Below are 12,443 nucleotides of genomic sequence, written 5' to 3'. Positions count from 1 at the left end.
ATTATAAATCAAATTGCTTTTCTTGTAACTTTTCGATTTGTTCAATCAATCTGGCAAAATAGCGAATTTTATAGATCTGATTAAGTGCTTTTGACCAATCTTGATTAGCAATAAATTGTAATAATTCGTTATAGACTATCTTTTGACGAGCAACAATTTCCGCATAAAAATCATCTAATAATTCAAAATTATCTTTACTTTCGATATCATCAAGTCTTTCACGTAAAACAAATTGCTCCATTAAAAAATCAGTATCATGAATAATACTTTGTTCAGTTGCTACATCAAAACCTTGTAGAGATAAAAAATACTCAGCGGCTTTAATAGGATTTTTTAACGTATGATAACCATCATTAATGATTGCTGACTTTTGAACAATTGCCACTTTATCAATATCATTTACAACAGCAAAGTTATCTGGGTGATATTGCTTTTGCAATTGCTGATAATGAGTTGTTAGTTGAGCGACATCAACCGGCAATTGAACTGGCAAACTAAATAGCTCGAAGTAATTAACCATAATTATTGTGTCCAATTACACATTAAAGCTTTCGCCACAACCACATTCGTTCTTCGTATTAGGATTATTAAACTTGAAACCTTCATTTAATCCTTCTTTAACAAAATCAAGTTCAGTACCATCAATATAAACTAAACTTTTTTTATCCACGATAACTTTGACATGTTTATCTTCAAAAACACTATCATCATCATTAATCACATCGGCAAACTCTAAAACGTAAGCCATACCAGAGCAACCCGATGTTTTAACACCTAATCGTAACCCAATGCCCTTTCCACGATTAGCCAAAAAAGCTTGAACACGATCAGCTGCGCTATTAGTCAATGTGATTGCCATTAACGTTGTCCTTTTTTGGTTTTATAATCATCAATAGCAGCTTTAATTGCATCTTCCGCTAGAATTGAGCAGTGAATTTTAACCGGAGGTAAAGCAAGTTCTTTAGCAATATCCGTATTTTTAATAGCTTTTGCTTCGTCTAATGATTTACCTTTTATCCATTCTGTAACCAAAGAACTCGATGCAATCGCACTACCACAACCATAAGTTTTAAACTTAGCATCTTCAATAATACCGTTATCATTCACTTTGATTTGTAGACGCATCACATCACCACACGCTGGTGCACCAACCATACCACTACCAACATTAGGATCATTTTGATCAAACGAACCAACATTACGTGGGTTTTCATAATGATCAACGACTTTTTCACTATATGCCATAATTTACTCCCAATTTTAATGTGCTGACCATTTAATCTTTGTTAAATCAACGCCATCTTTAAACATTTCCCAAAGCGGCGATAAATCTCTTAATTTTCCGATAGATTGTTTAATTAATTTAATAACATAATCAATCTCTTCTTCCGTTGTGAAACGACCAAGAGAAAAACGAATTGAACTATGAGCAAGTTCATCATTAAGCCCTAATGCTCGTAATACATAAGACGGCTCTAAGCTAGCAGATGTGCATGCAGAACCAGATGAAACAGCTAAATCTTTTAAAGCCATCATCAACGATTCACCTTCAATGTAAGCAAAACTCACATTCAGGATATTTGGCACACTGTGCTCCAAAGAACCATTTAAATAAACCTCTTCAATGTCTTTTAAGCCATTCCATAAACGATTCTTTAAGGCTAATAAACGAGGCATTTCAGTTGCCATCTCTTGTTTAGCTATATGATATGCTTCCCCCATACCCACAATTTGATGCACAGGTAAAGTACCAGAGCGCATACCTCGTTCATGACCACCACCATGCATTTGCGCTTCAATACGTACACGTGGTTTACGTCTTACATAAAGTCCGCCAATACCTTTTGGCCCATAAATCTTATGGCCTGAAAATGACATTAAATCAACTTGTAAATTAGCTACATCAATTGGTAATTTACCAACAGACTGAGTTGCATCAACATGAAAAACAATGCCTCTTTCACGGCACATCTCACCAATTTTTTCGATGTCTTGTATTACACCCGTTTCATTATTGACATGCATAATTGATACAACTGTTGTATCACTACGTATAGCTGCAGCAAGTTTATCAAGATCAAGAATCCCATCGGATTCTGGCGTTAAATAAGTCACTTCATAACCTTCTCGCTCAAGTTGGCGACAAGTATCAAGCACGGCCTTGTGCTCCGTTTTACAAGTAATAATGTGCTTACCTTTGGCTTGATTAAAATGAGCAGCACCTTTGATTGCTAAATTATCTGCTTCAGTTGCCCCTGAAGTAAAAACAATTTCGCGTGAATCAGCACCAATAAGATCGGCAATTTGATTACGGGCAATATCAACAGCTTCTTCAGCTTGCCAGCCAAATTTATGGGAACGAGATGCTGGATTACCGAATATACCGTCTGGCGTTAAATACTGCATCATTTTTTCAGCAACTCTAGGATCTACAGGCGTTGTTGCTGCATAATCCATATAAATAGGTAGTTTCATTAATTACTCCCAATGAAAAATTCTGTATTCTATTTTATTAATTAATTTGAACGTGTTGTATATTACTTTGTCGGTTAGCTACTTCTTTCACTTCTTCATTATTGACTAACTCGCTTAACGTAATACTTGTTAAAAAATCTTCAATTCGTTCACTTAAATCATTCCAAAGTGTGTGTGTTAGGCATCTAACACCACCTTGACATCCGTCTTTGCCATGGCATTTTGTCGCATGCACTGTTTCATCAACAGCTTTAACAATTGCACTAATTGCAATTTGATCCATACTACGACTAAGTATATAACCACCACCTGGACCTCTAACACTCTGCACCAAACCATTTTTACGTAAACGAGCGAACAGTTGTTCAAGGTAAGAAAGCGATATTTCTTGACGTTCTGAAATATCAGCAAGTGATACAGGACCTGAATCAGAATGCAACGCAACATCCAGCATTGCAGTTACCGCATATCGCCCTTTTGATGTCAACTTCATTAATTATTCCCCTCAACATGATAAAGTACATTTTATATAACCTTTTAATTTAGTCAAGTATTTAGTTGAGTATTTTAGTAGGAATTAAATAACCAGTTTTTCATCAATATCGACGGATTATACAATAATATGCTAATCTATAAGCCATTTTGACGTGGGAGTTAAAAGAATGAAAATGGTATTACGTTATTTTTTTATAGTGGGACTAATTCTTTCTAAGAATGCTATTGCAAGCAATTCTCAACAAGATTTAAGAGCAAACTATCAAAAATGGCTTAATTCTTATCAATCATTAAGCCTCGGTGAACAAAAAACATTACTTAATTCGTTAAAGGATTACCCACTTTATCCCTATGCAGCTACTCAGTTTTATAAAAAAAATATCACAACTGTCTCGACGGATATGGTAAATGACTTTGTCAATCAATACAATGATTTTCCTTTAACTGCTGTATTAATTCAGTCTTACTTAGCAGAATTAACTAATCGTCAAGATTGGAATGCAATTGTTTCTTTTACCAAAGATACTTCAATTGCATCCAATTGCCGCTATCAATATGCTTTATTACAACAAGGAAATAATAATGAATCTGTGTTAAATACTATTGAATCAATATGGTTAACAGGAAGAGAGCTCCCTGCAACATGTGATCCTTTACTTGATGCATGGGCAAAAGCAGGAAAACGAACAGCTAACTCTATACTTTTACGTATTGAATTAGCTATTGAATCTAATAACCTTAAACTAGCACGTTATCTAACAAATTTACTGGATGAAGATTATAAAACTATAAAAAGCAATTTACTTGGCTTATTTGATAATCCTCGAAAATTACAAGATTTCGCTAAAAACATTAAAGCAAGTACTTTTACTAAAAAAGTAGTATTAGCTTTTTTTCCTCGTTTAGTAAGAATCGATACGAATTTTGCTGAAAAATTATTACCTCAATTAGTGAAACAACAAAAATTAAATAAAGCTGAACACATTCAATTACAAAAAAGTTTAGCTAACAGTTACTTTAATGATTCGGCAACAGATAAACAAATAAAATGGCGTGATAATTATATTGCTAAATATCATGACACAGCATTAGTTGAAAAACGCATTCGCCTTGCTATTGATGCCAATGACTATACTGGCATTGCCTATTGGTTAACACAATTAAAACCCGAAGATCAATTAAAAGAAGATTGGCAATATTGGCAAGCTAGAGTTTTGTTAAAGAATAATAAGAAAAATGAAGCAAACGCAGTTCTAAAAAAATTATCAGCCAATCGTGGGTTTTATGGCATGGTCAGTGCTCAAATGCTTAATCAACCTTATATTCTTAATAATGAATCAAAAACGCTTACACAATCAGAAATTTCAACATTAAAAAATAAGTATGATAATCAAACAATTATAAAAAGAATCAGTGAGTTACGCTACTGGAAAATGTTATCTGAATCAAGTCGTGAATGGCAATACTTCTTGAACAACAAAGTAAATAATGATGAATATCTTCCTTTAGCTCAATATGCCTATATAAGAGGTTGGGGAGATCTCAGCATTCAGGCAACCATATTAGGTAAGCTTTGGAATAACTGGTCAGAGCGTTTACCACTTATGTATAAAGATATATATAATGAAGCATTAAAAAATAAAAGCATTACGCTTTCTTATGCTTTAGCAATATCTCGCCAAGAAAGCGCTCTTGATACGACTATCCAATCTTCTGCTGGGGCAAGTGGTTTAATGCAATTAATGCCTGCTACAGCAAAAGAAACTGCCAAAAAAGTTAGTACTATCGCTTATTACTCATCCAATCAATTATTTGAACCGGCTACAAACATTCAATTAGGAACATATTATCTCAATAATGTTTATGAACAAAATGATAATAATCGTATATTAGCATCAGCTGCTTATAATGCTGGACCAAGTCGAGTCAAACGTTGGCTCAAAAATAGTAATGGAAAACTTGATGCTGTTGCCTTTATAGACAGTATTCCATTTACTGAAACAAGGAACTATGTCAAAAATGTATTAGTTTACGATTATATTTATAAAATCATTTTAGACCAACCAAAAAGCAATATTCTTACAATAAACGAAATTAACAGACAATATTAATGGTGATCATAATGAAAACTAATGAATGGGAACAAACAGTTAAAATATTACACCAAGCGTTTAACGATGGGTATTCTCTTGATATATTGAAATTATTAATGACAGCCGATGAACGCGATGCATTATTTACGCGAGTTAAAATTATCCATTTATTACTGGATGGTTCTATCAATCAAAGACAACTAAAAGATGAATTAGGAATCGGTATTGCTACTGTCACACGCGGCTCAAATAGTTTAAAAGAAGTAACACCTGAATTTAAAGCATGGTTAGAAAAAACATTATTAAATTAGCTATCAGCTTATTAAACAATATTTATCCACGACATTATTTATAAATAAAAAAGATTAGGTTTTACTACGGATGATTACCTTAGAATAACTTCATTTTCTGTTGCAATAGGCACACAATAATCACATTCAATACATTGGATATCTTTTGCAGATTCAACCGTATTTCTATCACGATTATGATGAATTTCGATTAAACAACCAGAACGTAAATATACTTTTAAAGCTGGCATAGCAGCTAAATGAACTTGTGAAACAAAGTCTTCAAAATTATCCGGTGTACCAATATATTTAAAACAAAGATACAAACCACCTTCGCTAACAACTTGTTCAATATATTCTAGGTGATTATTTTGTTCTAACGCAATGGTATAAAGCTGTTCTTGTTCATTAGCATTATCTTTACTTTTTAAAATTCGATTAAAAGCATAAATTTTATCAGGTAACAGCTCATTTTTATGAGTATAACGAGAAAAATAGTTTTGAAAGAATTGAACCCTTAATTTATGTTTTTCATCTAATAATTTACTTAAATTACAGTTATTTTTATAGGAAATACCCCAAAAGGTTTGTTTTGGCATATTAACGAATGTAGGTTCTGGTAATGTAAGCTTATTTTTATTTAATTCAATTGCGGGAGTTAAACCTGTAGGATCCCAAAATTCAGCGCGTCTGTAACTAGCAGGCGTTTGATTAAACTGTTTTTTAAAAGATCGCGTAAACGTCTGCTGTGAATCAAAACGATATTGCATAGCAATATCTAGAATCGGTTTGCTTGTCATTCTTAAAGAGAGCGCAGCATAAGTTAGGCGTCGATGACGAATATAAGTACCAAGCACTTGACCAGTTACCTGCTTAAACATGCGCTGCAAATGCCATTTTGAATAACCTGACTTTTGTGCAACATGATCAATAGATAATGGTTGCTCCAGATTTTTTTCAATCCAAACGATAAGATCTGAAATGATGCTAACTTGATTCATAAAACCCCATCATAAAATGAACTGGCGAATGTCATGCGATTATGACTTAATCCTAGCAATAAGCAAGGCTTAAATAAAATTTATTTAATCATTCTTAACAAAAAGAATGCGTTCCAGCTTGGTGTTCTGTAATATCTTTTACCCCTGCAAGTTCAGGAAATGCGGCTAATAGCTGTTTTTCAATTCCTTCTTTCAAGGTGTAATCAACCATTGAACAACCATTACACCCACCACCAAATTGTAAAACAACATAATTATCCTCGGTTAATTCAATCAAACTAACATATCCACCATGACTAGCTAACTGAGGGTTAACTTGAGCTTGAATAGCATAGTTAACTCGTTCAATTAACGGCGCATCATCAGCTACCTTTTTCATTTTAGAATTGGGGGCTTTTAATGTTAGTTGAGAACCTAATTCATCCATCACATAATCAATCACTGTTTCTTCTAAAAATGGTGCACTAATTTCATCAATATATACTGAAAAACCTTCAAATTTTTCTTCTATGTCATTATCCTCTATAGTATCAATTGGACAATAAGAAACGCCACACTCAGCACTTGGCGTGCCGGGGTTAATAACAAACACACGAATTTGTGTTCCATCTGATTGATTAACAAGTAACTTTCTAAAATGCTGTTGAGCTGACTCAGAAATAGTAATAATAGACATAATCCCTCACTTTAAGACAATTAAATATTTGAAAATCCAAATTGATCTAATAAATAGTTGACTAACTCTCTTGGTTATTATAGGGCTTGTTTGATATTTTACAATAGCGTACGGCATAAGCACATCACTTGAATATTAGATGCACCACAAATTTTTAATTGCTGGCAAATTGCATTAATCGTATTACCTGTTGTAACAATATCATCAATTAACATGACTGATTTATGTGCAATGTTTTGTCGACAGGTAAAAAGTGTTTCGACATTCTGCATTCGTTCTTTAAGAGATAAATTCTTTTGATCGGGCGTATATTGTTTACGATGTAATAAATAAGGGTAAAAATCCCGATTTAACCATTTAGCAATTGGCTTTGCTAATAATTCAGCCTGGTTATAACCTCGAGACCAATAGCGAATATGATGTAAAGGAACACAAGTTATCAAGTCAGGCTTTTCAAGCCCCATCATTTGTCGTTTTTGATACCATGCTAAAATCATCAATCTGGCTAACGCCAAGGTTAATTCAATTTTATTATAAAACTTTACATGATGTATTAACTTTTTCAATGGATTAACGTATTCAGTGACAGCAATAAGCTCATCCCAATAAGGTTTTCGATCTCGACACCGATAACAAATTTTTGTGGTTAATGAATGAGGCAAACCACATTGATAGCAAACCCGATTAAATTTAGGTAAGTTTTTAACACATTGACTACAGATGCCATGATGAGACAAAAACAAAGGCATATTACACAAAATACAACGCATACAATTCACAACCAATAAATACAATAAGATATTTCAGAATCGAAACAAACTAATTTTTCTATCTGTTTATAAATTTTCTAATAAGCAGGCTTGTTTAAAATATATTTATTAACCTATTGATTACAAAAAAATAAATAACATCTCGATCCATCACACAAAATTCGCGCTTATTTTGCATAAATGTTATTTAAAATAATCAAATATCCGGTATAATCAGCCAACCAATTGGATAAAGGATTTAATATATGGAAAAAATCAAAACATTATTTATTGCTCTGTGTTTTTCTCTACTCTCTTCACTCGCTTTAGCCGACACCAAAGTGCTACTACAAACTAGCATGGGAGATATCGAAATTGAGCTAGATAGTAAACATGCTCCTATTAGCACACAAAACTTCCTTAATTATGTTAATAGCGGGTTCTATGAAAATTTAACTTTTCACCGTGTGATTCCTGGCTTTATGATTCAAGGTGGAGGTGCTGACGATCATCTAAAATTCAAAAATAATAATGCACCAATTAAAAATGAAGCAGATAATGGCTTAAAAAATGTTCGTGGTACAATTGCAATGGCTAGAACCAATGTTATTGATAGTGCAACTAGCCAATTTTACATTAACGTCGTTGATAATAATTTTCTTAACCATAATCCTCCAAAAGACTATGGCTATGCAGTATTTGGTAAAGTTATAAAAGGAATGGATGTTGTTGATAAGATCGTAAATGTCCCAACAAAACGCATTGGACCACATCAAAATGTACCTATTGAGCCAATTTATATCAAAAAAGCACTTGTGATGACAGAATAAGTCACCATTTTTTAATTCATATTTTTATTTATTAAAAGAACTGTCTTAATAAAGAAAGACAGTTCAACTTGAATCTATTTATTTATCTAAGTTTATAATTATCACAGGCGTCTTCTAAACCGAGTGTACAAGCTTGTTTAAAATACTTTCTGGCCAACACTTTATTTTTTTCTACGCCTTGGGCATTATAATATATTGCGCCTAAATTATTTAATGCTTGTGCATTATTTTGAGCAGCAGCTTTCTTATACCAAGATATAGCCATTTCTTTATTTTTCTCGACACCATCACCTTCATCATACATAAGCGCTAAATTATATTGTGCTTCCGATAACCCTTGTTCTGCAGCTTTAGTATACCAATATACGGCTTTCTCATTATCTTCATCAATGCCTTCACCTTCATCATACATAAGCGCTAAATTATATTGTGCTCCTGCTAACCCTTGTTCTGCAGCTTTAGTGTACCAATATACGGCTTTCTCATTATCTTCATCAATGCCTTCACCTTCATCATACATAAGCGCTAAATTATATTGTGCCTCATCTAATCCTTGCTCTGCTGATTTAGTGTACCAATATAGAGCTTGCCCAAGATCTTTTTTGGTACCTCTAGCTTCATCATAAGCAACCGCCAAATTAAATTGAGCTTTCATATCACCTTGTTCAGCTTCCACTTTACAGGCAGAAAAAGCTTTCTCATAATTTTCTTGCTTCCAAAAGGTTTCACACTCACTGGCATAAGCCACAGTTGAAAACAATGCAGTTAACAAAATAAATAATATTTTTTCCATAACTTCCCTTATATTTCTAAATTAATAGGTGGTAAATAATAAACAATAACACTTTAAGCATACAAAAAATTTAAAAATTATTCAAAAAAATTATTAAAATGACTTTTATTAATTAATTTATTTATTTAATTAATATTTCAACTTTTCGGTTTAGCTGGATATGGAAAAAATACAACTCCCAAAATAAGTTGATAGTTTATAAATTTCATCTTATAAAATAACCTAAAATTGGGATTAATAATACTCGTTAAAATAATGCATTTATTTTAATATATTTAATAAATTTGCAATTGTCCTCACCCCAATGCCTGTTGCCCCTGTTGCCCACAAGGCAGTCGCACTTTTACGGAATGTTGCTGAACAATCAATATGTAGCCAATTTTGTTGATAATTTTTAATAAAATATGATAAGAAAGCTGCAGCGGTACTTGCCCCTGCGGTATTAGGTAATCCTGAATTTGCCATATCAGCAAATGAAGATGGGAATTGCGAACGATGAAACTCAGCTAAAGGCAAGCGCCAAAATGCTTCATGTTCAATATTGCTACTAGCTAACAATTGGTTAGCAAAGTTATCATCAAACGAAAGCAATGACTGATAATCATTCCCTACTGCAATTTTAGCGGCTCCAGTCAGTGTTGCGCAATCAATAATATAATGAGGCTTGTCATTATCGGCACAAATTAAACCATCAGCTAAGACTAGGCGACCTTCTGCATCCGTGTTATCAACCTCAACCGTTTTGCCATTACGATAACGAATAATATCGCCTAATTTGAACGCATTGCCACTGACTAAATTATCCGCACAACATAAATAAAGTTTGATACGTTGATTTAAACCACGAGCAATGGCTAATGCTAATGCACTAGTTGCTAGCGCAGCGCCTCCCATATCTGAGCGCATTGATTCCATAAAGTTACTTGGTTTTAAGCTATATCCTCCTGAATCAAAGGTAATACCTTTACCAACTAGGCAGGCTATAATCGGCGATTCAGGATTTTGGGTTGGATTATAATCAAGTTCAAGTAAAGCCGCTGGTCTATCTGACCCTTTACCAACCGTATAAATCCCCATATAGCCATGTTCTTTTAACGCTTCACCCGAAGTGATTTTATAAGTCACATCAGCAGAAAATGAGCCAATTAACTTAGCACTTTGAGTAGCCAATTCAACTGGACTTAATGTTTCGGCTTGTTGATTGACAATATCACGACACCAATCGATAATTGCCAAACGGTGTTTCAATTCTTGTTTATCTTTGTTATTGAGTTTTGCCCACATAACTTTGTTACTGTTTTTGGCATTACGGTAACCTAGCCAAAAATGCCAACATTCTTCTAAACTCCAACCTTCGCCTTTTAATTTAACAGATTTAATGCCTAAGTTATCTAACTTACGCCCTGCTTGTTGAATTGCACTTAAACGGTTTTTTGATTTATAGTGAACCGTTATAGTATCATCCGAAAAGCTCAGTAGCGCATCTAACCCCCAGTATTTTGGAGCAGGATTATCAGAAAGTAAAATAGATAACGTTGACATAGTAATAACCTTAATTATTGATAAAACAAAAACAATGAATTAATTCTAATCAGAAACATGTTAATATAGCAAGCAAAGTTAATAATAAATAAGGGTAAATAATGGCATCGATTGTACCAATAAAAAATGGTGTTAATTTTCGTGACTTGGGTGGAATAAAAACAATGGATGGACGCCAAATACGATCGGGTTTATTGTACCGCTCAGGTGAATTTTCGCGCATTACAGCAAGCGAACAAGTATTTTTATCTAATGAACTAAAAATACACTATATTTTAGATTACCGAGATCAAGATGAAATAGCCCGTTTTCCCGATAATTTATGGCACAATGCCAACTATATTAATGTTCCTGCCAATCCATTAAATGATAAAGTAACCGCCAGTTTAACCACAGAATTAGAAATGCATCCTTTTGTACTTAAGGAACAGTCGCCATATGATTTCATGATTAAACTTTATCAATTATTACCTTTTAATAATGCAGCTTACCAACACTTGGTTTCAATACTATTAAACTCAAAAGGACAACCACTAGTGCAACATTGTGCAGTTGGTAAGGATAGAACAGGTATTGGTGTGGCACTTGTGTTATTTGCCTTAGGTGTTAGTGAAGAAAAGGTTATGCAAGATTATTTACTCACTGAACAGGTATTACACAACTTTCGTGAAAAAATACTAAATCAGTATAAAAGCAAGTTAACACCTGAAGGCTTTGAAAAGCAAAAAATAATTTTTGCAGCTAAAAAAGAATATTTAACCGCTGCCATTACCGCAATCAAACAACGTTATAACACCATAGATAATTGGCTAGCAAAAGAGTATCAATTAGATAATAACAATAGAAAAACCCTACAAGATATTTATTTAATTTAAATCAAGAAGGTAAATAACTTAGGTTTATTTTAAGATGGTTTTTCAAAAAAATGAATGAAAAGTGAAATAATAAAAGTAGCAATGTGAGGTAAGTTAGATGTTAACAAAAGAAATGGTCAAAAAGCTCAATGACCAATTAAATTTAGAATTCTATTCTTCAAATCTTTATCTACAAATGAGCGCATGGTGCGATGATCAAAATTTTCCCTCTTTTGGTAAATTTCTAAGAGATCACGCTGGCGAAGAACGTCAACATATGGAACGACTATTTAATTATGTTTTAGATTGTGGAGCATTAGCGCTGATCGGCAAAATTGATGCACCAGAATCAAAATTTAAATCATTATTAGAAGTTTTCCAAGTTGCTTATAAGCATGAGCTAAAAATTACTAAAGAAATTAATGGGTTGGTTGATTATGCTTTAACACAAAAAGATTTTTCGACGTTTAACTTTTTGCAATGGTATGTATCAGAACAACATGAAGAAGAAAAACTCTTCAAAAGTATTGTCGATAAACTAGAATTAGTTGGCGAAAATAAACGCGATCTATTCTTTATGGACAAAGACTTCAATAAAACGTTAAGCGAGTCAGGCTTACTTAGTACAAGCAAATAATCAACAAA

The 12,443-nt window shown here is 33.2% G+C and carries 15 protein-coding genes; 5 read left to right on the top strand and 10 right to left on the bottom strand.

The window, feature by feature from the left end; all coding sequences use genetic code 11:
- Position 1 precedes the first annotated feature (1 nt).
- From hscB to iscR, 5 genes are read right to left on the bottom strand one after another with little or no spacing between them, the layout of a single operon-like run.
- Positions 2–520 carry a Fe-S protein assembly co-chaperone HscB gene (gene hscB, locus A9G34_RS06045; protein WP_065569209.1) on the bottom strand — a complete coding sequence of 173 codons (519 nt, stop codon included), beginning with the start codon at positions 518–520 and terminating at the stop codon, positions 2–4.
- A 15-nt stretch (positions 521–535) separates the two neighbouring features.
- Entirely contained in the window at positions 536–859 is a 324-nt protein-coding gene (gene iscA, locus A9G34_RS06040) for an iron-sulfur cluster assembly protein IscA (RefSeq protein WP_034947975.1), read from the bottom strand.
- Positions 859–1,245, bottom strand: a complete 387-nt coding sequence (gene iscU, locus A9G34_RS06035; protein WP_034947973.1) for a Fe-S cluster assembly scaffold IscU — start codon at positions 1,243–1,245, stop codon at positions 859–861. The genes iscA and iscU overlap by 1 nt, the downstream gene beginning before the upstream one ends.
- A 15-nt stretch (positions 1,246–1,260) precedes the next feature.
- Positions 1,261–2,475 (bottom strand): IscS subfamily cysteine desulfurase, encoded by a 1,215-nt coding sequence (locus tag A9G34_RS06030; protein ID WP_065569208.1) that lies wholly within the window; start codon positions 2,473–2,475, stop codon positions 1,261–1,263.
- Positions 2,476–2,512: 37 nt separating this feature from the next.
- Positions 2,513–2,968, bottom strand: coding sequence for a Fe-S cluster assembly transcriptional regulator IscR (iscR, locus tag A9G34_RS06025; RefSeq protein ID WP_034947969.1), 456 nt, complete (start codon positions 2,966–2,968; stop codon positions 2,513–2,515).
- A gap of 169 nt (positions 2,969–3,137) precedes the next feature.
- On the opposite strand from iscR, the gene sltY reads away from it, so the two are divergent.
- Both sltY and trpR read left to right on the top strand, forming a co-directional pair.
- Positions 3,138–5,081, top strand: a complete 1,944-nt coding sequence (gene sltY / locus A9G34_RS06020) for a murein transglycosylase (protein ID WP_034947967.1) — start codon at positions 3,138–3,140, stop codon at positions 5,079–5,081.
- Positions 5,082–5,092: 11 nt separating this feature from the next.
- Positions 5,093–5,374 (top strand): trp operon repressor, encoded by a 282-nt coding sequence (gene trpR, locus A9G34_RS06015; protein ID WP_218055685.1) that lies wholly within the window; start codon positions 5,093–5,095, stop codon positions 5,372–5,374.
- A 74-nt stretch (positions 5,375–5,448) separates the two neighbouring features.
- Here trpR and robA read toward each other — a convergent pair whose 3' ends face one another.
- The 3 genes from robA to A9G34_RS06000 all read right to left on the bottom strand — a co-directional run bounded on the left by robA (position 5,449) and on the right by A9G34_RS06000 (position 7,800).
- A complete protein-coding gene (robA, locus tag A9G34_RS06010) occupies positions 5,449–6,354 on the bottom strand; it encodes an MDR efflux pump AcrAB transcriptional activator RobA (RefSeq protein ID WP_034947961.1) in 906 nt (301 codons plus the stop codon).
- Positions 6,355–6,448: 94 nt separating this feature from the next.
- Positions 6,449–7,030, bottom strand: a complete 582-nt coding sequence (gene nfuA / locus A9G34_RS06005) for a Fe-S biogenesis protein NfuA (RefSeq protein WP_141670361.1) — start codon at positions 7,028–7,030, stop codon at positions 6,449–6,451.
- A gap of 98 nt (positions 7,031–7,128) precedes the next feature.
- Positions 7,129–7,800, bottom strand: coding sequence for a phosphoribosyltransferase family protein (locus tag A9G34_RS06000; RefSeq protein ID WP_034947958.1), 672 nt, complete (start codon positions 7,798–7,800; stop codon positions 7,129–7,131).
- Between the two features lie 245 nt (positions 7,801–8,045).
- Between A9G34_RS06000 and A9G34_RS05995 the strand changes: the two genes are divergently transcribed.
- The gene (locus tag A9G34_RS05995) at positions 8,046–8,609 is read left to right on the top strand and encodes a peptidylprolyl isomerase (RefSeq protein WP_034947955.1); all 564 of its coding nucleotides are present in this window, start codon (positions 8,046–8,048) and stop codon (positions 8,607–8,609) included.
- 82 nt (positions 8,610–8,691) lie between these two features.
- Here A9G34_RS05995 and A9G34_RS05990 read toward each other — a convergent pair whose 3' ends face one another.
- Positions 8,692–9,402 (bottom strand): tetratricopeptide repeat protein, encoded by a 711-nt coding sequence (locus A9G34_RS05990; protein WP_065569207.1) that lies wholly within the window; start codon positions 9,400–9,402, stop codon positions 8,692–8,694.
- A 261-nt stretch (positions 9,403–9,663) separates the two neighbouring features.
- Entirely contained in the window at positions 9,664–10,950 is a 1,287-nt protein-coding gene (gene pepB, locus A9G34_RS05985) for an aminopeptidase PepB (protein WP_065569206.1), read from the bottom strand.
- Between the two features lie 95 nt (positions 10,951–11,045).
- Here pepB and A9G34_RS05980 point away from each other — a divergent pair, with 95 nt between their 5' ends.
- Together A9G34_RS05980 and ftnA are read left to right on the top strand one after the other, a co-directional pair.
- A complete protein-coding gene (locus tag A9G34_RS05980) occupies positions 11,046–11,819 on the top strand; it encodes a tyrosine-protein phosphatase (protein ID WP_065569205.1) in 774 nt (257 codons plus the stop codon).
- A gap of 97 nt (positions 11,820–11,916) precedes the next feature.
- Entirely contained in the window at positions 11,917–12,435 is a 519-nt protein-coding gene (ftnA, locus tag A9G34_RS05975; RefSeq protein ID WP_034947947.1) for a non-heme ferritin, read from the top strand.
- The last annotated feature ends 8 nt before the right edge of the window (positions 12,436–12,443 follow it).

The organism is Gilliamella sp. Choc4-2, from assembly GCF_001690355.1.
Taxonomy (GTDB): domain Bacteria; phylum Pseudomonadota; class Gammaproteobacteria; order Enterobacterales; family Orbaceae; genus Gilliamella; species Gilliamella apicola_A.
Note: the sequence above shows the minus strand (reverse complement) of the source record. Positions and strands in the feature narration are given on the sequence as shown.

Excerpts from the sequence above, each read along its gene's own strand:
- hscB (WP_065569209.1), bottom strand. The coding sequence starts at position 520 with ATGGTTAATTACTTCGAGCTATTTAGTTTGCCAGTTCAATTGCCGGTT.
- iscA (WP_034947975.1), bottom strand. The coding sequence starts at position 859 with ATGGCAATCACATTGACTAATAGCGCAGCTGATCGTGTTCAAGCTTTT.
- iscU (WP_034947973.1), bottom strand. The coding sequence starts at position 1,245 with ATGGCATATAGTGAAAAAGTCGTTGATCATTATGAAAACCCACGTAAT.
- A9G34_RS06030 (WP_065569208.1), bottom strand. The coding sequence starts at position 2,475 with ATGAAACTACCTATTTATATGGATTATGCAGCAACAACGCCTGTAGAT.
- iscR (WP_034947969.1), bottom strand. The coding sequence starts at position 2,968 with ATGAAGTTGACATCAAAAGGGCGATATGCGGTAACTGCAATGCTGGAT.
- sltY (WP_034947967.1), top strand. The coding sequence starts at position 3,138 with ATGAAAATGGTATTACGTTATTTTTTTATAGTGGGACTAATTCTTTCT.
- trpR (WP_218055685.1), top strand. The coding sequence starts at position 5,093 with ATGAAAACTAATGAATGGGAACAAACAGTTAAAATATTACACCAAGCG.
- robA (WP_034947961.1), bottom strand. The coding sequence starts at position 6,354 with ATGAATCAAGTTAGCATCATTTCAGATCTTATCGTTTGGATTGAAAAA.
- nfuA (WP_141670361.1), bottom strand. The coding sequence starts at position 7,030 with ATGTCTATTATTACTATTTCTGAGTCAGCTCAACAGCATTTTAGAAAG.
- A9G34_RS06000 (WP_034947958.1), bottom strand. The coding sequence starts at position 7,800 with ATGCGTTGTATTTTGTGTAATATGCCTTTGTTTTTGTCTCATCATGGC.
- A9G34_RS05995 (WP_034947955.1), top strand. The coding sequence starts at position 8,046 with ATGGAAAAAATCAAAACATTATTTATTGCTCTGTGTTTTTCTCTACTC.
- A9G34_RS05990 (WP_065569207.1), bottom strand. The coding sequence starts at position 9,402 with ATGGAAAAAATATTATTTATTTTGTTAACTGCATTGTTTTCAACTGTG.
- A9G34_RS05980 (WP_065569205.1), top strand. The coding sequence starts at position 11,046 with ATGGCATCGATTGTACCAATAAAAAATGGTGTTAATTTTCGTGACTTG.
- ftnA (WP_034947947.1), top strand. The coding sequence starts at position 11,917 with ATGTTAACAAAAGAAATGGTCAAAAAGCTCAATGACCAATTAAATTTA.